At 75.1% G+C, this 22,026-nt stretch carries 19 protein-coding genes; 14 read left to right on the top strand and 5 right to left on the bottom strand.

Features of this window, described 5'->3' with window-relative positions; translation table 11 throughout:
• Position 1: 1 nt before the first annotated feature.
• From DV701_RS06880 to DV701_RS06825, 12 genes are all read left to right on the top strand, one after another.
• Positions 2–481 carry a hypothetical protein gene (locus tag DV701_RS06880; protein ID WP_114927653.1) on the top strand — a complete coding sequence of 160 codons (480 nt, stop codon included), beginning with the start codon at positions 2–4 and terminating at the stop codon, positions 479–481.
• Positions 482–711: 230 nt separating this feature from the next.
• Positions 712–3,135, top strand: coding sequence for a CHAT domain-containing protein (locus DV701_RS06875; protein WP_114927652.1), 2,424 nt, complete (start codon positions 712–714; stop codon positions 3,133–3,135).
• A 136-nt stretch (positions 3,136–3,271) separates the two neighbouring features.
• Positions 3,272–3,562, top strand: a complete 291-nt coding sequence (locus DV701_RS06870; RefSeq protein WP_114927651.1) for a hypothetical protein — start codon at positions 3,272–3,274, stop codon at positions 3,560–3,562.
• A 92-nt stretch (positions 3,563–3,654) separates the two neighbouring features.
• On the top strand, positions 3,655–4,641 hold the full coding sequence (locus tag DV701_RS06865) for a sucrase ferredoxin (protein ID WP_114927650.1): 987 nt from the start codon (positions 3,655–3,657) through the stop codon (positions 4,639–4,641).
• Between the two features lie 69 nt (positions 4,642–4,710).
• A complete protein-coding gene (gene mreB / locus DV701_RS06860) occupies positions 4,711–5,760 on the top strand; it encodes a rod shape-determining protein (protein WP_228255264.1) in 1,050 nt (349 codons plus the stop codon).
• Positions 5,761–5,769: 9 nt separating this feature from the next.
• Complete coding sequence (mreC, locus tag DV701_RS06855; RefSeq protein WP_114927649.1) at positions 5,770–6,585, top strand: rod shape-determining protein MreC; 816 nt, start codon at positions 5,770–5,772, stop codon at positions 6,583–6,585.
• A complete protein-coding gene (mreD, locus tag DV701_RS06850) occupies positions 6,582–7,079 on the top strand; it encodes a rod shape-determining protein MreD (RefSeq protein ID WP_114927648.1) in 498 nt (165 codons plus the stop codon). Before mreC ends, mreD begins: the two co-directional genes overlap by 4 nt.
• 41 nt (positions 7,080–7,120) lie before the next feature.
• On the top strand, positions 7,121–9,145 hold the full coding sequence (gene mrdA / locus DV701_RS06845; protein ID WP_228255263.1) for a penicillin-binding protein 2: 2,025 nt from the start codon (positions 7,121–7,123) through the stop codon (positions 9,143–9,145).
• A 59-nt stretch (positions 9,146–9,204) separates the two neighbouring features.
• Complete coding sequence (locus tag DV701_RS06840; protein ID WP_114927647.1) at positions 9,205–10,611, top strand: MBL fold metallo-hydrolase; 1,407 nt, start codon at positions 9,205–9,207, stop codon at positions 10,609–10,611.
• Positions 10,612–10,725: 114 nt separating this feature from the next.
• Positions 10,726–13,464 carry a phosphoenolpyruvate carboxylase gene (ppc, locus tag DV701_RS06835; RefSeq protein WP_202863707.1) on the top strand — a complete coding sequence of 913 codons (2,739 nt, stop codon included), beginning with the start codon at positions 10,726–10,728 and terminating at the stop codon, positions 13,462–13,464.
• An 82-nt stretch (positions 13,465–13,546) separates the two neighbouring features.
• Entirely contained in the window at positions 13,547–14,185 is a 639-nt protein-coding gene (locus tag DV701_RS06830; protein WP_114927645.1) for a PepSY domain-containing protein, read from the top strand.
• Between the two features lie 78 nt (positions 14,186–14,263).
• Complete coding sequence (locus tag DV701_RS06825) at positions 14,264–15,106, top strand: Fpg/Nei family DNA glycosylase (protein ID WP_114927644.1); 843 nt, start codon at positions 14,264–14,266, stop codon at positions 15,104–15,106.
• Positions 15,107–15,139: 33 nt separating this feature from the next.
• Here DV701_RS06825 and DV701_RS06820 read toward each other — a convergent pair whose 3' ends face one another.
• A complete protein-coding gene (locus DV701_RS06820) occupies positions 15,140–15,859 on the bottom strand; it encodes a PIG-L deacetylase family protein (protein WP_114927643.1) in 720 nt (239 codons plus the stop codon).
• A 178-nt stretch (positions 15,860–16,037) separates the two neighbouring features.
• Here DV701_RS06820 and rpsO point away from each other — a divergent pair, with 178 nt between their 5' ends.
• Positions 16,038–16,307 carry a 30S ribosomal protein S15 gene (rpsO, locus tag DV701_RS06815; RefSeq protein ID WP_114927642.1) on the top strand — a complete coding sequence of 90 codons (270 nt, stop codon included), beginning with the start codon at positions 16,038–16,040 and terminating at the stop codon, positions 16,305–16,307.
• A 176-nt stretch (positions 16,308–16,483) separates the two neighbouring features.
• Positions 16,484–19,054 (top strand): polyribonucleotide nucleotidyltransferase, encoded by a 2,571-nt coding sequence (locus tag DV701_RS06810; RefSeq protein WP_114927641.1) that lies wholly within the window; start codon positions 16,484–16,486, stop codon positions 19,052–19,054.
• 132 nt (positions 19,055–19,186) lie between these two features.
• On the opposite strand, the gene DV701_RS06805 is transcribed toward DV701_RS06810, so the two are convergent.
• Genes DV701_RS06805 through DV701_RS06790 form a run of 4 tightly spaced genes read right to left on the bottom strand, consistent with a single transcriptional unit; the run spans position 19,187 to position 21,982 of the window.
• On the bottom strand, positions 19,187–20,332 hold the full coding sequence (locus tag DV701_RS06805) for a heparan-alpha-glucosaminide N-acetyltransferase domain-containing protein (protein WP_114927640.1): 1,146 nt from the start codon (positions 20,330–20,332) through the stop codon (positions 19,187–19,189).
• Complete coding sequence (locus DV701_RS06800) at positions 20,329–20,637, bottom strand: AzlD domain-containing protein (protein ID WP_114927639.1); 309 nt, start codon at positions 20,635–20,637, stop codon at positions 20,329–20,331. The genes DV701_RS06805 and DV701_RS06800 overlap by 4 nt, the downstream gene beginning before the upstream one ends.
• Entirely contained in the window at positions 20,634–21,332 is a 699-nt protein-coding gene (locus tag DV701_RS06795; protein WP_228255262.1) for an AzlC family ABC transporter permease, read from the bottom strand. Before DV701_RS06795 ends, DV701_RS06800 begins: the two co-directional genes overlap by 4 nt.
• Entirely contained in the window at positions 21,329–21,982 is a 654-nt protein-coding gene (locus DV701_RS06790) for a GNAT family N-acetyltransferase (protein ID WP_114927638.1), read from the bottom strand. Before DV701_RS06790 ends, DV701_RS06795 begins: the two co-directional genes overlap by 4 nt.
• Between the last annotated feature and the right edge of the window lie 44 nt (positions 21,983–22,026).

Raw genomic sequence — 22,026 nt, 5'->3', positions numbered from 1 at the left:
GATGAGCAGAGACACCGCACTGGAGCCCATGGACTCCGTCGACCACGAGATCCTGGAAGCGCTGCACTCCCTGTGGTCGCACACCGATCCCTGCCCGGCGGACCTCGTCGACCGGATCGGTTTCGCGCTGACCGTCCGGGAGATGCACGCCGAGGTGGCCCGGCTGACCGAGGAGCCGCTCGCCCTGACGCGTGCTGCCGTGACCGACCCGACCGAGGCGCGCACGGTGAGCTTCAGCACCGACGAGCTGTCGATCATGGTCACGCTCAGCGAGGTGGGCCGTGACCGCGCCCGGCTCGACGGCTGGCTGACCTGGGGCGGCGCCGAGGTGGAGGTGAGCACGGCCGACGGGACGACCCTGCAGGTCCGGGCCGACGGGTCCGGCAGGTTCGTCGCCGACGACCTGCCGCACGGCCAGACCCGGCTCCTCGTCCGGGACGGGGACCGGCGCCCGGTGATCACGCCCAGCTTCGAGGTCTGACCGGGCGCAGCGCCCGCACCGCGGGACCGGCGCACCGGTAGCATTCGCCTCGTCCGTCACCCGTCCGCGCCGCTGAGGAGGGACCGAGCCTGGCACCGTCGGTCGAGGACCTGGTCGCGCGCGGGCGTGCGGCCAACTCAGCCGGTCGCCCGGCAGAGGCCGAGCGGCTGCTCGGTGCTGCCCTGGAGCGGCTGGACGGCGACCGGTCGCCGGAGGCGGTCGAGCTGCAGGTGCGGGCCCTGCTCGCGCTGAGCGGCACCCGGGCCGAGCGGCAGGGCACCGAGGACGCCCTCGCGCTCTCGCACCGGGCGCTGGCCCTGGCCGAGGCGCACCTCGGCCCGGACCTCGTCGCGATCTGCCACTCCCAGACCGCGATGCTCCTGGGCCGCTCCGGCCGCCCCCTCGAGGCGTTGACCGAGCTGGATCTGGCTATCGCCGGTGGCACGGGTATGGCGCCCCGCGACCGGTTCGTGGTGCTCCTGTCCCGGGGGATGGTCCGCATGGAACTGGGGCGGGCCGCGGGGGCGGCAGAGGACTTCGCCGAGGCCGCGGCGCTGTCGGCCGAGCACGCCATGGTGCGCCAGGAGTTCATGGCGCGGCACAACCTGGGCTGCGCCGCGCAGCTGGCCGGGGACCTGCCGCGCGCGCTGCGGATCATGCTCGAGGCGGACCGGCTCCCGGTAGACATCTCCCGCGCGGTGGCCTGGCTGGACCGTGGCCGGGTCCTGCTCGAGGCCGGCCTGGTCAGCGAGGCCGTCGAGCTGCTGGACCGGGCGGCCGACGAGGGCCGGGACCGCGAGCAGCACCAGGTCCAGGGCGAGATCGAGCTCGAGCTGGCCCGGGCCCTGATCCTGCTGGGCGACCCGGCCGAGGCGCTGGCCCGGGCGCGACGGGCCCGCCGGGAGTTCGGCAGGCGGGGCGTGACCGGCTGGCAGCGGCGCGCCGAGGTCATCATGCTGCAGGCCCGTGGCGCGCAGGCGCGTCCGTCCAGGGGCCTGGCCGCGGACGCGCTCGCCCTCGCCGAGGACCTGGGCAGCTCAGGGGACCCGCGCCGCCTCTACGAGGCACGTCTGATGGCCGCGGAGGCGGCGGCCCGCACCGGCGACTGGGACACCGTCTCCGCCCTGGCCGCGCGGCTCTCCCGGCACGCGGGGCGGGGCGGCCTGGAGACCCGGATGCGCTGGCGGCGGGTGTCGGCGATGGCCGCCGGGCACCGCGGCGACCACGCGGCGGCGGCGCGGCAGCTGCGGGTGGCGGCCGACGACCTGCGCAGGTCCCGCTCGGTGAGCAGCAGCCTGGACCTGCGGGCGGCGGTGACGCTGCACGCGGGCCCGCTGGAGCAGCTGGACGTCGAGCTGGCCCGCTCCGCCCGCCCTCCGGCGCTCCTCGTGGCCCTGGAACGGTGGCGCTCCCTCGCCAGCGAGCCGCCCCCGGTGCGGCCGCCGGCCGACCCCGAGCTGGCCGAGGGCGTCGTGACGCTGCGCCGGCTGCGCGCGGAGGCACGCTCCGACCCGGGCGACGCGGAGGTCCTCGAGCGGATCCGGTCCCTGGAGATCGACCTGGCCGGGCGGTTCTGGTCGGCGCAGGGCACCCGGACGCCGACGTCCGGGCCCTCCGGGCAGACCGCCTCCGGGCAGACCGCCTCCGGTCGGGCCACCTCCGCGGCACGACCGCGGGACGTCGTCCGGCGCGTCGTCGCGGAGCTCGGCGAGCGGGACACGGACCTGGCGGCGTTCGTGCGGGGTCGAGGCTCGCTGGCGGCCGTGGTCGTGCGTCGCGGCCGCAGCCGGCTGGTGGAGCTGGGCACGGACGCCGACCTGGACGAGCTGGCGCGCCGCCTCGGCGCCGACCTCTCGGCGGCGGCCTCGGTGCTCGACGGGCCCCTCGCCGGGGTCGTGCGCGCCTCGCTGGCGAGCACGCTGCAGCGCTACCGCGACACGGTGCTGGCGCCCCTGGACCTGGGGGAGCGGGCCGTCGTCGTCCCGTGCGACGGGCTGACCTCGGTGCCCTGGGGCATGGTGCCGGGGCGGGTCGGGCTGCCGACCACCGTGGTGCCGAGCCTGAGCGCCTGGCTCGACGGCACCACGAGGGTCCGCTCGCCGCGGGTCAGCGTCGTCGCCGGTCCCGGCCTGCCCTCGGCGGCGGAGGAGGCGGAGCGGGTGGCCGCGGCCTGGGAGGACGACCGGCCCTGCCTGCCGGACCTGGACGCAGCCGCCCAGGACGTGCGCGCGGCCCTGGAGTCCAGCGACGTGGTGCACGTGTCCGCCCACGGCACGCACCACCCGGAGAGCCCGGTCTTCTCCTCGCTGTGGATGGCGGACGGCCCCGTCTTCCTCTGCGACCTGGAGGGCGCGCAGATCCGGTCCTCGCTCGTGGTCATCTCCGCCTGCGAGGCGGGGCGCTCCCGTCGCCGTGCGCCGGTCTCCCACCTCGGCCTGGCGACCGGGCTGCTCACGCTCGGCGTCGGCAGTGTCGTGGCCTCGCCCTGCAAGGTGCCCGACGCGACCGCGGCGGCGGTGATGGGGGACTACCACGAGCGGCTGCGGGCCGGCGAGGACGGCGCCGATGCCCTCGCGCTCGCGGCGGCCGGCTGCGATGACCCCATGGCCGGCGCCTTCCAGACGCTCGGCGGCTCCTGGCGCGCCGACTCCTGACCGTCGCGCCCGCGGCGAGGTATATGCGGGCCGCCGGCCCCGACCCGACCGGTTCCGGTTGCGCAGCCCCCGTGGGCTGAGCACAGTGAGGACGGACGGCGGCACCCCGCCGTCCCGCACGCACAGGAGGCGCAGCATGAGCACCCAGGACGAGCAGCCGGTCGAGCGGGGCACGGGGGAGTTCCGTGACTCGGGGCTGGACCAGGACCACGTGGCGGACGCCTTCGAGTCGATGCAGGCGGCGCCGGGGGGCGGTGCCCTGCTCGAGGGCGAGACGGCCGAGACCACCGGCGGCGAGGAGGAGCGGGCCGGGGACGCCGACGGCGGTGCCGACGTCGCCTCCGGCGGCGGCGAGGGCGAACGCGAGGCCACCACCGGCGCCGTCGGGGAGAGGGAGGGTGAGGACAGCGACGCGGACGACCGCTAGCCGTTCCGACCCCGGCGGCCCGGGTCCCGGCCCGCCCGGCGCGTCCCCGGCCGCTCTCCGACCTCTTGCACGCGGCTGACACACTGGCGGACATGGCCACTCCCGACCCCGCCGCGACCCGGCCCGGGCCGCGCTGCAGCGACGCCGCGCGCGAGCGCCAGGACCCGATGGTGGGCACCGCACCGTGGCAGGCCAGGTTCCTGCTCGTGGAGCAGGAGAGCGGCTGGGCCTACGACGGCTTCCCCTCGACGCCGCTGCCGGACGACGTCAAGGCGGAGGTCCTGGAGCGGGCGGCCGCGCTCGGGGCGCGCGTCATGCTGATCCGGCGGCCCGGGCGGCAGAGCTCCTCGGTCTGCTACCTGCGCGCCTGGTGCGTCGTCGACACCCTCGCGCCGGCCGGTCACCGCGTCACCTGGGGGACGTACGCCTACCCGGCCGAGCTGCTCGCCGGCCTGGACCGGCTGGACCAGTTGGCCCGCTGGCAGGAGGAGGGCACCGACGTCGGCGCGACCGGCGTGCCCGGCGGGGACGACGAACCCATCGTGCTGGTCTGCACGCACGCCAAGAAGGACGTCTGCTGCGCAGTGCGCGGCCGCCCCGTCGCGAGCGCGCTGGCCGCCTCCCGGCCGGAGCAGACTTGGGAGTGCTCGCACACCGGCGGCGACCGGTTCGCCGCCAACATGGTGCTGCTGCCCGACGGCGCGACCTACGGCGGCCTCGACGTCGCTGCCGCCGAGCGGGTGCTGGAGGCGCACGGGCACGGGACGCCGGACACGGCACACCTAAGGGGTGTGGTGGGCCGCCCACGTCCGGTGCAGGCGGCGGTCGTCGCGGTGCACGACCAGCTCGGCCCGCTGCCCTGGGGGTCGGTGGTGCCGACCGGGACCGAGCCGCTGGAGCCTGCGGACGGCGAGGCGACCGCGACCCTCGTGCGGCTGCGCGTGGGAGACGGTCGCGAGGTCGAGGTCGAGGTGCGCGAGCACGACCGCGAGCCGGCCCGCCTCACCTGCCTGGCCGCCGGTCCCAAGGTCTCCAGGGTGCCGGTCGCCGGCACCGTGCGGACCGTCGTCCCGGGCTGACTCGTCCCGAGCAACGGTCCGCCCGCGAGCCCCCGGCGATCCGTCGGCGGCGTTGTCTACGATCTCCGGGTGGGCACGGCAGCGGGCGGGACCGACGGGGGGAGGCTGCTGCTGGGCCGCGACCTCGCCGTCGACCTCGGCACCGCGACCACGCAGGTGCACGTCCGCGGCCGCGGGGTCGTCCTCGACGAGCCGAGCCTGGTCGCCGTCGACACCCGTACCGGCCGCCTGGTCGCCGCCGGCACGGCCGCCCAGGAGATGCTCGGCCGCACCCCGGAGCGCGTCGTCACCCTGCGGCCGCTGTCCGACGGCGTCGTCACCGACGCCGAGGTCACCGAGCAGATGCTGCGCCACTTCGTCGGCCGCGTGCGCCCCTCCCGGCTGGTGCGGCCGCGCACCGTCGTAGGCGTGCCCAGCGGCGTCACCGCGGTCGAGCGCCGGGCCCTGGAGGACGCGGCCCTGCGCTGCGGCGCCCGCAGCGTGCACGTCGTCGAGGAGGTCATGGCCGCCGCGATCGGTGCCGGGCTGCCGGTGGAGTCGTCCACGGCCTCGCTCGTCGTCGACATGGGCGGCGGCACGACCGACGTGGCCGTCATCTCCCTGGGCGGCGTGGTCAACGCCCGCAGCCTGCGCGTCGGCGGCGACGAGGTCGCCGAGGCGGTCGTCCGCGGCGTCAAGGAGAGCCACGACCTGCTGCTCGGCGAGCGCTCGGCCGAGGACATCAAGGTCCGCGCGGGGTCGGTCTGGCCGCTGGCCGAGGAGCTGACGGTGCGGGTGCGCGGCCGCGACCTGTCCACCGGCCTGCCGCGCACCGTCGAGCTGGGCGGCGAGGAGGTGCGCCGGATGATCGAGCCGGTCACCGCCCAGGTCGTGGAGGTGGTCCGGCTGGTCCTCGACGTCTGCCCGCCGGAGCTCGCCGGTGACCTGCTCGACAGCGGCGTCGTCCTCACCGGCGGCGGGGCGCTGCTGCGCGGCTGGACCGAGCGGCTGCGCCACGAGCTGGGGGTCCCGGTCCGCGTCGCCGACGAGCCCCAGCACGCCGTCGTCCGCGGCGCCGGCGCCTGCGTGGACGACCTGCGGGTCCTGCACCGCACCGTCCTGGGCTCGGCCACCCGCTAGGGGCCAGGTATGCAGCCGCGCCGCCCCCTCCTCCGCCTCACCGCCGTCGTCCTCACCCTGCTCACCGCCGGCGCGCTCGTCGTCGACCTCGCCCGTCCCGGGACCTCCGACCCGGTGCGCGCCGCGGTCGCCACCGTCGCCGCCCCGGTGCAGTCGACCCTGACCCGCTGGGACGACGGGCGGGTCGCCGAGCTCACCGCGCAGCGGGACCGCCTGGCCCTCGAGGTCGCCGGGCTGCGTGCGCAGCTCCGCGGCCAGGACCAGCTGGACGACCTGTCCCGGTCCGCGGGCTGGGACCTCGGCGGGAAGCACCGGCTGCTGCCGGCGCGGGTGGTCGCCTTCGCCCCGCCGACCTCGCCCGTCGGAGGCCGGATGGTGACTATCGACAGGGGTGAGGAGGAGGGTGTCCGCGAGGACCTGACCGTCGTCGCCGCGCAGGGGCTGGTCGGACGGGTCGTGCGCACCGCGGCGCACAGCGCCGACGTGCTCCTGCTCGGCGACCCGGACGCGGTCGTCGCGGTCCGCTTCGGTGCCCGGGGCGCGCTGGGCAGCGTGGCGGTCGCTCCCGAGCCCGGCCTGCCGCCCCGCCGGTCCGGGCAGCTCACGCTCACCGCGCTCGGCGACAGCACGGTCTCCGTGGGGGACGAGGTCAGCACCCTCGGCAGCCCGGACGACCGCCCCTACGCCGCGCGCGTGCCGCTGGGGACCGTCACCTCGGTGGACCCGGACCGCGGGCGGCTGGGGCGCACCGCGGTCGTCACGCCGCACGTCGACGGTGACACCCTGGACCTGGTCGCCGTGGTCCTCGACGGGCAGGAGCCGTGACCGCGCCCGTCCGCGCGCTGCTGCGCGGCCTGCTCCTTCTCCTCGCGGTCCTGCTGCCCGCCGTCTGGCCGTCGGGAGCGCCGCGGCCGGACCTCGTCGTGCTCGTCGTCGCGGCGGCCGCGCTGGGCCGCGGTCCGCTCACCGGCCTGCTCACCGGTCTCGCCGGGGGCTGGCTGATCGACCTGGTGCCCCCGGGGGCCGAGCCGCTCGGGGCCGGGGCTCTCGCCTACGCCGCCGTCGGGGCCGTCCTCGGCTCCGCCCGCAGGTATGCCGCCCTCTCGCCGCTGGTCCCCTGGGTCGCCGCCGTCGTCGGGTCCGGACTCGTGCTCGGGGTCCGGTGGGTCAGTGCCGCCGCCGGTGCGGGCCGCGCCGAACCGGCCGAGCTGCTGCGGACCTGGGGGGTGACCGCGGTGGTGGCGGTGGTCCTGGTGCCGGTGCTCCGCTCGCTGGAGCGCCGGGTGCGCCCCCGTGCCGAGAGGGACGCGCCGTGCTGAGCGGCCGGGGACCGGGCGGCGTCTCGCGTCGCCGTCCGCCCGTGCGCGTGCCCCGCCCGACCGTCACCCCGCCCCGGGTCCGCCGGCGCCTGCCGGTCGGCCCGACGTGGGCGCTGCTCCTGTGCGTGCTGATGCTCATGGGCACGCTCGTGGGCCGGCTGGGGCAGGTCCAGCTCGCTCCCGGCGAGCAGGCGTCCGCGCTCGCGGCCGAGGAGACCCGGGAGGTCACCACCCCGGCGCTGCGCGGCCGGCTGCTGGCCGCCGACGGGACCCCGCTGGCGACCAACGCGCCGTCCACGGTGGTGACCGTCGAGCCCGAGGTCCTGCTGGAGTCCGCGGACGGGGGGCGCGGGCTCGTCGAGAAGGTCGCCCGGGGGCTGGGCCTTTCCGGCGAGCAGCTGTGGGGCAGGACCCTCGTCTGCGGGGGGCCGGAGGCGCCGCCGGTGCCGCTGTGCTTCTCCGGGTCGCCCTACGAACCGGTGCCGCTGGCCTACGGCGTGGACCCGGAGCGCGCGCTCGCCCTGCTGGAGCGCCCCGAGGAGCTGCCCGGGATCGGCGTGGGGACGGTCCCGGTGCGGGACTACCCGGCCCCCGACGGCGTGGTGGCCGCCCACGTGCTCGGCTACCTCGGCGCCCCCACCCAGGAGGAGGTGGACGGCTCCGAGGGACTGGTCACCGCGCAGACCCGGGTGGGCCGCGCCGGCCTGGAGGAGGTCTACGACGAGGTCCTGCGCGGCTCCCCGGGCCGGAGGGTCGTCAACGTCGACCCGCGCGGGGTGGTCACCGGGCAGGTCTCGCAGGCGGACCCGGTGCCGGGCGCCGACGTGCGCACCCACCTGGACGTGCAGGTGCAGGCCGCCGCCGAGAAGGCGGTCGCCGGTGCGGTGCAGGACGCGCGGAGGCGGGGCTCGCCCGCCCGCTCGGCGGCGGCCGTGGTCCTGCGCCCCGACAGCGGGGCGGTCGTCGCGGCCGCGAGCTGGCCGACCTTCGACCCCGCGATGTGGACCTCGGGCATCAGCCAGGAGGAGTATGCCGCGCTCCTCGACCCCGAGGGTGGCCGGCCGCTCGTCGACCGCGTCGTCGCGCAGACCTTCCCCCCGGCCTCGACCTACAAGGTCGTCTCCCTGCCCGCCGCGGTGCAGACCGGCGTGGACCCCGGCGGCCGCTACGCCTGCCCCGCGTCGGTGAGCATCGGCGGCCAGACGTTCCGCAACTACGAGTCGCAGGCCCACGGCCTGCTCACGCTGCCGGAGATCGTCGAGGTGTCCTGCGACACCTCCTTCTACCGGTGGGCCTACGACCAGTGGCGGTCGCTGGGCGGCCTGGCGCAGGAGTCGGACGCGGGCGACCGCTTCGTCGCGGTCGCCCGCGGCTTCGGCCTGGGCAGGGCCACCGGGGTCGACCTGCCCGGCGAGGCACCCGGGCGCGTGCCGTCCAGGGAGTGGAAGCGCGACTACTGGGAGGCCACCCGCGAGGAGTCCTGCCGGCGGGCCGAGGACGGCTACCCCGAGGTGAAGGACCGCGAGCACCGCGAGTTTCTCGAGCAGCTGGCCCGGGAGAGCTGCGAGGACGGCTGGCAGTGGCGGCCCGGTGACGCCGTCAACGCCTCGATCGGGCAGGGCGACGTCGCCGTCACCCCGCTGCAGCTGGCGGTGGTCTACGCCGCGGTCGCGCAGGACGGGCGTCTGTGGCAGCCGCACGTGGCCGCGGACGTGCAGGACCGGGACGGTGCCCTGCTCGAGCGGGTCGAGCCGGTCCCGCTCGGGCGGGTCTCGATCGCACCCGAGGTGCTCGACGTCCTCCGCGAGGGCCTCGAGGGCGTCAACGTGCGCGGCACCGCGGCCTCCGCGTTCCGCGGGTGGCCGCACACCGTCTACCCCCTCGCGGGCAAGACCGGCTCGGCGGAGGTGCTCGGCCAGGACGCGACGTCCTGGTACGCCTCCTACGGGCCGGCCGACCATCCCGAGTACGTCGTCGTGGTGATGGTCGAGGAGGGCGGGCTCGGCGGCGACACTGCCGCCCCGGCGGCCCGGGACATCTGGGAGGTGCTGCGCGCGCGGTCCTAGGACCGCGCCGCGGCTCCCCGGTGCTGGCCTCCCCGGCCCCGGACGGGGACAATGGGGGCATGCTGCTGGAGCGGATCTATGACGAGGACCTGTCGCAGGCGAGCTATGTGGTGGGTTGTCAGGGCAGCGGTGAGGCGGTGGTGGTCGATCCTCGGCGCGACGTCGGGGTCTACCTGGGTCTGGCCGAGCGGCACGGGCTGGCGATCGTGGCGGTGACCGAGACGCACGTGCACGCGGACTATCTCTCCGGCACCCGCGAGCTGGCCGCGGCGACCGGCGCGCAGGTCTATCTCTCCGGTGAGGGCGGGGCGGACTGGCAGTACGGTTTCGCGGGGAGGCGGCTGCACGACGGCGAGGCCCTCACCGTGGGCGAGGTGACCCTCACGGCGCTGCACACTCCCGGGCACACGCCCGAGCACCTGTCCTTCCTGGTCACCGACGGCGCGTTCGCGGGGGAGGCGGGCTATCTGCTCTCGGGCGACTTCGTCTTCGCCGGTGACCTGGGTCGTCCCGACCTGCTGGACGAGGTTGCCGGTGGGGTGGAGACCCGTTTCGCCGGTGCCGGGCAGGTCTTCGGTTCGTTGCGGGAGAAGTTCCTCACCCTGCCCGACCATGTCCAGGTCTTCCCCGCGCACGGTGCGGGGTCGGCGTGCGGGAAGGCGCTGGGTGCGTTGCCCTCGACGACGGTGGGCTACGAGCGGCGTTACGCGTGGTGGGCGCCCTACCTGGCGGCTGGTGACCAGGAGGGTTTCGTCGCCGAGCTGCTGGCGGGCCAGCCCGACGCGCACGCCTACTTCGCCCGGATGAAGCGGCAGAACCTGGCCGGTCCGGTCGTGCTGGGGCGGCGGGCGCCGTTGGCCGAGCTGGCGGGCGAGGCCGTGCGCGCGGACCTGGAGGCCGACCGGGTCACCTTCGTGGACACCCGGAGCGTCGGGGCGGTGCACGCGGGCACGGTGCCCGGCTCGTTGTCGGTGCCGGTGCCGGAGAGGGCCGCGACCTACGGCGCCTGGGCCTACGACCCCGAGACGGACAGCCGGCCGTTGGTCCTGCTGGCCCGCGGGCAGGACCAGGCCCAGGACCTCTGGGACCATCTGGTGCGGGTCGGCGTCGACGACGTCGTGGGCTACGTGAGCAGTCTGGAGGGGCTGCCGTTGGTGCAGCCGGGCACGGTCTGCCCGGCCGGGCTCGAGGGTATGGAGCACGCGGTGCTGCTCGACGTGCGCAACCGCAGCGAGCACGCCGCGGGCACCATCCCCGGCGCCGAGCAGCTGTCCGCGGGCAGGGTGCTGTGGCACCAGGACGAGCTGCCGGCCCGGGGGCGGATCGTGACCTTCTGCCAGAGCGGCGTGCGCAACGCGGTGGCCTCGGCGGCCCTGCGCCGGGCAGGATTCGACGTCGTCGAGCTCGAGGGCAGCTACGACGGCTGGCTGCAGGAACAGGCCCGGCGCAGGGCCGCCTCGTCCTGACACCGCCCCGGGGACGGCGCGGCGGTTGCCGTAGGGTCGGGGACCGTGAACGAGCCCGACGCGACACACCCCCCGGCCGACGCCGGCCAGCAGGCCCCGGCACCGCACGACCCGATCAGCCCCGAGCTGCGCGCGGACGTCCGGCGCCTGTCGACCCTGCTCGGCCAGGCCCTGGTGCGCCACCACGGCCAGGAGCTGCTCGACACGGTCGAGCAGGTGCGGCTGACGACCAAGGCCAGCCAGGAGGGTGACGACGCCGCCGCCGAGCAGGTGCGCCAGGTGCTCGCCGGGCTCCCGCTGGACACCGCCTCCTCCCTCGTCCGGGCCTTCTCCGCCTACTTCCACCTGGCCAACGCCGCCGAGCAGGTCCACCGGGTGCGGACGCTGACCTCGCGCCCCGAGTCCGAGGGGTGGCTCACCGCGGCCGTCCGCGACGTCGTCGCCGCCGGCGGGCCGGAGCTGCTGGCCAGCACGGTCGAGGAGCTCGACGTGCGCCCCGTCTTCACCGCGCACCCCACCGAGGCCTCCCGCCGCAGCGTGCTGACCAAGATCCGGCACCTGTCCGACCTGCTCGCGGTCGGCACCGAGCCCGACACCGTCGCGCGCCGCCGCCAGGACCACGACCTGGCCGAGCTCATCGACCTCATCTGGCAGACCGACGAGCTGCGGCAGAGCCGGCCCACGCCGATGGACGAGGCCCGCAACGCCATGTACTACCTCGAGGAGGTCCTCGGCACGACCGTGCCGGAGCTGCTGGGCGAGCTGGGCGACCTGCTGGCCGAGCACGGCGTCGACGTCGACCCGACGCGCCCGCCGGTCCGCTTCGGCTCCTGGATCGGCGGCGACCGGGACGGCAACCCGTTCGTCACCCCCGAGGTCACCCGCGAGGTCCTCCAGCTCCACGGGCGGCACGCGGTCGGCGTGGCGGTCTCGCTCGTCGACGTGCTCATCTCCCGGCTGTCCTCCTCCACCGACGTGGTGCAGGTGGACCCACGGCTGGAGGAGTCGGTGCGCCTCGACCTGGAGCACCTGCCGGGCCTGGACCCGCGCGTGCTCGAGCTCAACGCCCACGAGCCCTACCGGCTCAAGCTGACCTGCGTGCGCGCCAAGCTGCTCAACACCGGCCGCCGGCTCGAGCAGGGCACCCCCCACGAGCCGGGCCGCGACTACGCCGACGTCCAGGACATCCTCGCCGACCTCGAGGTCGTCGCCCAGTCCCTGCGGAGCCACGGCGGCGGGCTCGTCGCCGACGGCGGCCTGGCGCGCGCCACCCAGACGCTCGCCGGCACCGGGCTGCACCTGGCCACCCTCGACGTGCGCGAGCACGCCGAGAAGCACCACGAGGCGATCGCCCCCCTCCTGGACGCCGCCGGCGCGACCGGGCCCGAGGGGTATGCCGTGCTGGACGGCCCGGCGCGCACCGGCCTGCTCGCCGAGGAGCTGGGCTCGCGCCGCCCCCTGCTCACCCGTGCCGCCGCCCGCTCGCAGACACTCGCGGTCTTCGACGAGATCCGGGAGGCGCTGGACACCTACGGCGACGAGGCGATCGAGACCTACGTCATCTCGATGACCCAGGGACCGGACGACGTGCTCGCCGCGGCGGTGCTCGCCCGAGAGGCGGGCCTGGTGGACCTGCACGGCAGCACGGGGGAGAACGGCGCCTTCGCCCGGATCGGTTTCGCGCCCCTGCTGGAGACGATCGACGAGCTGGCCGGCGCCGCCGAGCTGGTCGGCACGCTGCTGTCCACCCCGTCCTACCGCGAGCTGGTGCGGCTGCGCGGCGACGTGCAGGAGGTCATGCTCGGCTACTCCGACTCCAACAAGCAGGCCGGCGTGCTCACCAGCCAGTGGGGCATCCACCAGGCGCAGCGCGCGCTGCGCGACGTCGCCGCCGAGCACGGCGTGCGGCTGCGGCTCTTCCACGGCCGGGGCGGCTCCGTGGGTCGCGGGGGCGGCCCGACCTACGAGGCGATCCTGGCCCAGCCCAACGGGGTGCTCGAGGGCGAGATCAAGTTCACCGAGCAGGGTGAGGTCATCTCCGACAAGTACTCCCTGCCCGCGCTGGCCAAGGAGAACCTCGAGCTCTCCGTCGCGGCCGTCCTGCGCGCCTCCGCCCTGCACCGCGACCCGCGGACCACCGCGGCCGAGCGCGAGCGCTTCGGCGAGGTCATGGAGCTCGCCTCGGACGCGGCGTTCACGGCATACCGCCGGCTCATCGAGGACCCGGACCTGCCGGCCTACTTCGTGGCCGCCACCCCGGTGGACCAGCTCGGTGCGCTCAACATCGGCTCCCGCCCCAGCAAGCGGCCGGACACCGGCAAGGGTCTGGAGGGGCTGCGCGCGATCCCGTGGGTCTTCGGCTGGACCCAGACGCGGCAGATCGTCCCGGGCTGGTACGGCGTGGGCTCTGGCCTGCGCGCCGCCCGCGAGGCCGGCCACGGCGACACCCTCAAGGAGATGCTCGAGCGCTGGCACTTCTTCGCCGCGGTGGTCTCCAACGTGGAGATGACCGTGGTCAAGACCGACCTCGGCATCGCCGCGCACTACGTCGGGTCCCTGGTGCCGCCGGAGCTGCGGCACGTCTTCGACGACATCCGCGCCGAGCTGGAGCTGACCGTCGCCGAGCTGCGGCTGCTCACCGGCGAGGAGGAGCTGCTCGACGACCAGCCCGTCCTGCAGCGCACCCTGGCGGTGCGGGACAACTACCTGGACCCGATCTCCTACCTGCAGGTGGAGCTCCTGCGGCGGTTGCGCGAGGAGGACGGCGCGGACGCGGCCACCACCGCCCAGCTGCAGAGGGCGCTGCTGGCGACCGTGAACGGGGTGGCTGCCGGGCTGCGCAACACGGGGTGACCGGGGCCGGCTCCGGCGCGGGACCGCCGATGAGAGCCGTCTCATGAGAGGCCCCCTCACGATCGGCTGTCACGGTGGAGCCATGAACACGCAGACGAACCGGACCCTGACCGCAGCCCTGGCCCTGGCGCTCGCCGTGGGCCTCTCCGCCTGCGGGGGTGAGGGCGACGCCGGCGACGGCGTGAACCCGCAGACCCCCACGGCGACCCAGCCGGCCGAGGACACGAGCGCCGAGCCGACCACCGACGACGCCGAGGACGACACCTCCGAGGCGACGGAGGAGGACCAGCAGACCTCGGCCACCGACGCCGGCGACCTCACGGCCACCGCCCTCCTCGCGATCGGCACCGCCGAGGACGAGACCGGGGGCAGCGCCTACGAGATCGACGACCAGGGCGACGACGGCACCTGGGAGGTCGACGTGGCCGTGGACGGCCGCTCCATCGAGGTCACCGTCTCCGCCGACGGCACCACCGTGGTCGGCACCGAGGACGACGACCTGGACGAGGACGACAAGGCCGGCCTGGCCGCCGCCACGATCACGCTCCAGGAGGCGATCCAGATCGCGATCGACGAGGTCGGCGGCGTGCTGGACGACGCCGAGCTGGAGGAGGAGGGCGGTGCTCACCACTGGGAGGTCGAGGTCGACGGCACCGACCGCGGCGACGACGTGGAGGTCAACGTCTCGGTCGACGGCAAGGTCCTCTCGGTCGAGCGCTGACCGCGACACCACGCACACCACCCCACCGCAGGGGCACCGCATACCGCGTCCCGCGCAGCGGCCTGAGACGATGGCCGCATGCCCGAGGGACACACGCTGCACCGGCTGGCGCGAGCCGTCGACGACGCCTTCGGGCGGACCACGCCGGAGGTGAGCAGCCCGCAGGGCCGCTTCGCCGAGGGCGCCGCGCTCCTGCACGGGACCGTGCTGGAGGGCGCGTGGGCGCACGGCAAGCTGCTCTTCGTCGACTTCGCCCAGGACCGCACCCTCTACGTCCACCTCGGCCTCATCGGCAAGTGGTTCGTGCTCCCGGTCGACCCCGTCCACGCCGAGACCGGCCCGCCGGTCGTCGGCGAGGTCCGGCTGCGGATCGCCGACGAGCATCACGTCGCCGACCTGCGCGGACCGATGGCCTGCACGGTGGTCCACCAGGAGGAGGTCGCCCGCCTGGTCGACCGGCAGGGCCCCGACCCCCTGCAGCCGGTGGGCGGGCACAACGACCCGGACGCGGCCTACCGCAAGATCTCCGGTTCGGGCAAGACCGTGGCCGAGCTGCTCATGGACCAGACGGTGCTGGCCGGGGTGGGCAACATCTACCGCTGCGAGGTGCTCTGGCGCCACCGGCTGCACCCGCTCAAGCCCGGCCGATCGCTCAAGCGCGCCTCGTGGCAGCTCATCTGGGACGACCTGGTCCACCTCATGCCGTGGGGCGTGCGGACCGGCTCGATCATCACCCTCGACGACGTGCTCGAGGACGTGCGCGCGGCGCTCGACGGCGGGGCGGCGGTGCAGGTGCCCCGCGAGTTCGCGGTCTACCAGCGCACGGGTATGCCGTGCCTGCGCTGCGGGTCCACCGTGCGTGCGAAGGTGGTCGCCGGGCGCAACCTCTTCTGGTGCGGCGGCTGCCAGCGGCGGACCTGATCTGCGCGCCGTCGGCCCGGCCGCGGCCCCGGCTCAGCGGGGGTGCACCCGCGCCGCCCAGCGGTAGCGGCCCTCGGCCTGCGGGTCCGCCAGCATCTCGCCCAGCAGGTCGCGCGGCGCCGGGTAGTCCGGTCCCAGGGCCGCCAGGTACTCACGGTGCGCCTCCAACGAGGCGACCGCCTGCTCGAAGGTGTCCGTCACGTCGACCGTGTGGGTCGGGTCGGCCGCGGCGGACACGGCGATCCAGCGCACCCCGTCCCAGGGCTGGTGACCCTCGGCCAGCAGGTCGGGGAAGATCCACCGGTTGCCGGCGGCCGCGACCGCGTCGAGCACCGACAGCCCGACCGCACGGTGGTCGGCCTGGTTGAGGTTGCCGTTGGCGAAGGACTCCGCGTGGGTCAGCGTGGTCACCAGCTCGGGGCGGAAGCGTCGGACCTCCCGCGCCAGCGCCCGCCGCAGGTCCAGGTCCGCCTCGAGGACGCCGTCGGCGAAGCCCTCCAGGAAGTGCACCTCGCTCACCCCCACCTCGGCGGCGCCGTCGCGCTCCTCCTGCTCGCGCAGCGGCCCGGCCTGCGCGGGCTCCATGGTGGAGATCCCGGCCTCCCCACGGGTGGCCAGCAGGTAGGTGACCTCCTTGCCGGCGGCCGTCCAGCCGGCGACCGCCGCCGCGGTGCCGTACTCCAGGTCGTCGGGGTGCGCCACGATGCACAGGGCGCGCTGCCAGTCGGTGGGGAACGACTCGAGGGTGCTCATGGGAATATCGTGGCATGCGGCGGGTGGCACGGGGCGCGAGAGGGCCTCCCGGCGCGATTAGGGTGCGCGGGCGGCTCGCTGATATTCTGGCGGGTGCCGTCTGAACGGCCGCGGATTCCAGAGTGCCCCGGTGGACCTGCCCGGGATGCGCCGCGCAACGAGAGTAAGGAGTCGCCCTATGGCGATGGACACTGCTGCCAAGCAGGACGTCATCAAGGAGTACGCCACGACCGAGGGCGACACCGGTTCGCCCGAGGTGCAGGTGGCTCTGCTGACCGCCCGCATCAAGGAGCTCACCGAGCACTCCCGTGAGCACAAGCACGACCACCACAGCCGCCGCGGGCTGCTGCTGCTGGTCGGCAAGCGCAAGCGTCTCCTCCGCTACCTGGAGGACACCGACATCGAGCGCTACCGGTCGCTGATCAAGCGACTCGGCCTGCGCCGCTGAGTTTCGCAGGGGAGCGGTTCCCGTCACGGGGACCGCTCCTTTGCGCATGACGTGACCGGCAGCAGCCGGTGACGTCACGGGGGAACTGCCGGGACGGCAGACCCCTTCAAGAAGGACACAGCCGGGCACAACGATGATGCTCCGAGCTGCGAGAGAAGACACGTAAAGGAGGGCCCATGGAGGGTCCAGAGATCACCTTCGCCGAAGCCACGATCGACAACGGCAGCTTCGGCACCCGCACCGTCCGGTTCGAGACCGGGCGCCTGGCGAGGCAGGCCGGCGGTGCTGTCACCGCCTACCTCGACGAGGACACGATGCTGCTGTCCACCACGACGGCCAGCAAGCACCCCAAGGAGCACTTCGACTTCTTCCCGCTGACGGTGGACGTCGAGGAGCGCATGTATGCCGCGGGCAAGATCCCCGGCAGCTTCTTCCGTCGCGAGGGTCGTCCCTCGACCGACGCCATCCTCACCTGCCGGCTGATCGACCGCCCGCTGCGCCCGACCTTCGCCAAGGGCCTGCGCAACGAGGTCCAGGTCGTCATCACCGTGCTCTCGCTCAACCCCGACCACCAGTACGACGTGCTGGCGATCAACGCCGCCTCGTTGTCCACCCAGATCTCCGGCCTGCCCTTCAGCGGCCCGATCGGTGGCGTGCGGATGTCCTACATCGAGGGCCAGTGGGTCGCCTTCCCCAACTTCTCCGACAGCGCGCGCTCGACCTTCGACATGGTCGTGGCCGGTCGCGTGGTCGCCGACGGCTCGGACGTCGCCATCATGATGGTCGAGGCCGAGTCCACCCTGGCGACCTGGAACCTGGTCAGCGAGGGCGGACAGGCCCCGACCGAGGACATCGTCGCCCAGGGCTTGGAGGAGTCCAAGAAGTTCATCAAGGTGCTGTGCGAGGCGCAGACCGAGGTGGCGACCAAGGCCGCCAAGGACGTCCAGGAGTTCCCGCGGTTCCTCGACTACGAGGACGACGCCTACGGCGCCGTCGAGGAGGCGACCTCCGCCGATCTTGCGCAGGCGCTGCAGATCGGCGGCAAGCAGGAGCGCGAGTCCCGGATCGATGAGATCAAGGCCGCGATGAAGGGCAGGCTTCTCGGCCTGCAGATGGGCCAGGACGGTGCCGCAGCCGGGTCGTCGGTGAGCGAGGACGCCCCCTTCGCGGGACGCGACAAGGAGATCGACGCCGCCTACCGGGCCGTCCAGAAGAAGCTCATCCGCGAGCGCATCCTGCGCGACGAGGTCCGCATCGACGGCCGCGGGCTGCGTGACATCCGTGCGCTGTCCGCCGAGGTCGAGGTGATCCCGCGGGCGCACGGCTCGGCGATCTTCGAGCGCGGTGAGACTCAGATCATGGGCATCACCACGCTGAACATGCTGCGCATGGAGCAGCAGCTGGACACCCTCTCCCCGGAGACCCGCAAGCGCTACATGCACAACTACAACTTCCCGCCCTACAGCACCGGCGAGACCGGTCGCGTGGGTTCCCCGAAGCGTCGCGAGATCGGCCACGGCGCGCTCGCCGAGCGCGCCCTGCTGCCGGTGCTGCCGACCCGCGAGGAGTTCCCCTACGCGATCCGCCAGGTGTCCGAGGCGCTCGGCTCCAACGGCTCGACCTCGATGGGCTCGGTCTGCGCGTCCACGATGGCGCTGCTCAACGCCGGTGTGCCGCTGCGCGCCCCGGTCGCGGGCATCGCGATGGGCCTGGTCTCCGCGGAGGTCGACGGACAGACGCAGTACGCGGCGCTGACCGACATCCTCGGTGCCGAGGACGCCTTCGGCGACATGGACTTCAAGGTCGCCGGCACCAAGGAGTTCATCACCGCGATCCAGCTGGACACCAAGCTGGACGGCATCCCCGCCGACGTCCTGGCCGGTGCGCTGACCCAGGCCCGCGAGGCCCGGCTGCACATCCTGGACGTGATGAACGAGGCCATCGACGCCCCGGACGAGATGAGCCCCTACGCTCCTCGGGTCATCTCGGTGAAGGTGCCGGTCGACAAGATCGGCGAGGTCATCGGCCCGAAGGGCAAGATGATCAACCAGATCCAGGAGGACACCGGCGCCGACATCTCGATCGAGGACGACGGCACCGTCTACATCGGTGCGACCGACGGTCCCTCGGCCGAGGCTGCGCGGGCCGCGGTCAACGCGATCGCCAACCCGCAGATGCCGGAGATCGGTGAGCGCTTCCTGGGCACCGTGGTCAAGACGACGACCTTCGGGGCGTTCGTCTCCCTGCTGCCGGGCAAGGACGGCCTGCTGCACATCTCCGAGATCCGCAAGCTCGTCGGCGGCCGTCGCATCGACGCCGTCGAGGACGTGCTCAACGTGGGTCAGAAGGTCCAGGTCGAGCTCAAGGAGATCGACCCCCGCGGCAAGCTCTCCCTGGCCGCCGTCGTGGCCGACGAGGGCAACGCCCCGGCCGGCGACGCCGCTGCCGCCGAGGGCGCCCCGGCGGACGCCGCCCCTGCGGAGGCTGCCCCGACCGCGGATGCGAGCGCGGTCGAGGCGCCCCAGGCGGCTGCTGCCGCCGAGGCCCCCGAGCTGCCCGGCGTCGACACCGCGGCGCCGGTCGCCGAGGGTGACGGCTCCGCGGACGGCCAGGACGGCGAGGGCGAGGGTGGCGACCGCCCCCGTCGCCAGCGTCGTCGTCGCGGTGGCCGTGGTCGCGGCAGCAACGCCGCTGAGGGCGGTGGCGGCGACAGCAACGGCGAGGGTGGCGAGCCCACCGACGCCTGACGGCTGACCGCCTGACGCACGAGGCGGGCCCGGGAATCGTCCCGGGCCCGCCTCGTCGTGCGTGGCGGGCACGGGGTCACCGCGTAGCGCCGTGTCACCACGCCCCCGTGGGACACGGGGACGCCCCGGGGGTCAGTCCGGTCGGCTCGCCGCCGGCACGGGCAGCGGGACCAGCCGGGTGGTGGCGGAGACCATGGCCTCCAGCGGGCCGCGCGTCGGCACCGCGGCGAAGGCGGCTCCGACGACGAGCGCGAGCACCGTGTGGACGAGCAGGGCGACCTCGCCGCGGGCGCCGAACGGGCTGGCCAGCACGACCACGTGCGTGGAGTAGAGCGTCAGGGTCATCGCCCCGGCGCCGGCCAGGACGCGCCAGGGCAGCGCGGGGACCAGCCGCACCAGCCATAGCGCCAGGCCGAGCACGAGCAGCGCGCAGCCGGTGGTGTGGGCCAGGTCCACGACGCTGCCGCTGTGCGGGGACCAGACGCCGAGCCACCAGCCCGAGCCTGCTGGGTGGGTGCCGTGCAGGCCGCGGCGCAGCTGGGTGTCCAGCTGCGCCCAGTCGCCGGTCGCCAGCCCCTGGTCGGCGAGCAGCGCCGAGCGGACCCCCGGCGCCGAGGTGAGCAGCGCCGAGGTCGCGAGCGCCAGCGTGGCCAGCCAGGCCCCGGTCAGCGCGAGGCGCGGCCCGGCCGTGGCGCGCCGCAGGTCGAGGCGGCCCACCGCCATACCCGCGAACAGGTAGGTCGCCCAGGTGAGCACCGGGTAGTAGCCGGTGAGCAGCAGCTCGAGGCCCAGCTCGCCCGGGTGGGCCAGGTCGGGCAGGGAGGGCACGATCTTGCCCGGCGCGCCGACGAGCCGGCGCAGCAGCAGGCTGACCACCGGTGAGGCCAGCCCCCACGCGAGCGCGAGCACGGCCAGCGAGCGGGCCCGCCAGGTGAGCACCGGCAGCGCGCACAGGAAGAGCACGCCGTAGAAGGCGAGGATGACCGCCAGCCCGCTGGGCAGGCCGCCGAGCGCCAGGCCGACGAGCGCGACCAGGCCCGAGCGCACGACGAGACGCAGCCGGTGCCCGGCGGGGTCTGCGGCCGCGCCGCGGCTCGCCAGCGCGATCCCGACCCCCGCCAGCAGCGCGAAGAGCGCCGAGGACCGCCCGGCCACGACCTGGAAGAGCGCGTCCACCCCGCCCGGGCCACGGGGGTCGGCCGGGCTGATGAGGTGCGCGGCGAACATCCCCACGAGCGCGGCGAGCCGGGCCAGGTCGACGCCGACCACCCGGGTCATGTCCAGAGGCGTACCAGCGCCGCCGTCACCGCCGCGACCGCCACGACGAGGAGGAAGGGCGCGCGCAGCAGCAGCGCGACCACGGCCGCGGCCACCCCGGCGGCGCGGGCGTCGAGCACGAAGGTGCCCGACGGGGAGAGGAAGGCCTGGGTCACCACGAGCGAGGACAGCAGCGCGACCGGCAGCAGCGGCGTGACGCGTGAGACCCACGGGATCTCCAGCACCCGCTCGGGAACCAGGTAGCCGCACAGCTTGAGCAGGTAGGCCAGGGCGCAGGCGGCCAGCACCGTGCCCCAGGCCGTCATGCCACCACCTGCGTCCGGTCGCGCCGACGGGGCAGGCCGACCACGAGGGCGGCCAGCGCCGCGACGAGCACGGGGACGCCGGGCGTGGTCACCGGGGCCACCACGACGGTGAGCACGACCGCCAGGGCGGCGGCCGCGAGCGGGTCCCGCCCCTGCAGCCGGGGCCACAGCAGCGCCACGAACGCGCCGGCCGCGGCGGCGTCCAGCCCCCAGGCGCGGGGGTCGCCGAGGGCGTCGCCGAGCAGCGCGCCGAGCAGCGTCATCAGGTTCCACAGCACGAACACGGCCAGGCCGGCCGCCCAGAACCCGGTCCGCTGGCCGCGCCGGTCGACCTGGGAGATGGCCACCGCGGTGGACTCGTCGATCGTCAGGTGCGCCGCCACCAGCCGGCGCCAGCCGCGCGCCTCGAGCAGCCGCACCAGCTGCAGCCCGTAGAACATGTTGCGCACTCCCAGCAGCGTCGAGGTCCCCACCGCCGCGACCGCCCCGCCTCCGGTGGCGACCACCCCGAAGAAGGCGAACTGCGAGCCGCCGCTGAACAGCAGCAGCGAGGTCGCCATCGTCTGCCACACGGTCAGCCCGGCGGCCACCCCCAGCGCGCCGCAGCTGATGCCGTAGGCGCCGGTCGCCGCGCCCACCGCCAGCCCCTCGCGTCCGGCGGGGGTCCGCCACCACCGCACGGGGTCGGAGGTCACGGCTCGTCGAGCCTCGACACGAGCCGCACCTCGCGCGCCGTGCCGCCCTCGTCGTCGACGACCCGGTCGCGCCAGGCACCGTCGGGGGAGAACCCGGCGTCCTGGAGGAAGGCGCGGGTGCTCGCGGCGTCGGCGAGCACCCAGGTGGCGACCGCGACCAGCGTGCCCGCGGAGTCGCCCGCGCGGAGCGTGTCGATCGCGGCGTTGAGCAGCCGGGACCCGTGGCCGGAGCGGCGGGCCTCGGGGTGCACGCCGCCGTCGTAGATCATCGCGGTGGCACCGGCAGGCTCCAGGCCCGGCTCGTCGCCGGCCGGCCCGATCGCGGCGTAGCCGACGACGGTCGCCCCGGCCGTGGCCACGAGCAGCCGGTGGCGGGGGGTCGGCGGCTGCTCGAGGGAGCGGCGCCACACCGACCCCAGCTGCGGGCCGGTCATCGCCGCGAGGGCCTCGGCGGGCAGGGTGCCGGCGTACTCGTGCTGGTAGACGAAGGCCTGGACGAAGCCGACGGCGGGGCCGTCGCTCGGGCGGCCGGTGCGCACCGCGGCGTCGGCGAGCGGGCCGGGCCGGTCGGCGGAGTGCTCCTGGGCGGGCCCGTGGTCGTGAGCGTGGTCGTGCCCGTGGTCGTGAGGATGTGCGTGGGCGTCAGCCATGGCGGCCAGTCTTCCACGGGCGTCCCGGGGCCTGGACGAGGGAT

The organism is Ornithinimicrobium avium (genome assembly GCF_003351765.1).
Taxonomy (GTDB): Bacteria; Actinomycetota; Actinomycetes; order Actinomycetales; family Dermatophilaceae; genus Ornithinicoccus; species Ornithinicoccus avius.
Note: the sequence above shows the minus strand (reverse complement) of the source record. Positions and strands in the feature narration are given on the sequence as shown.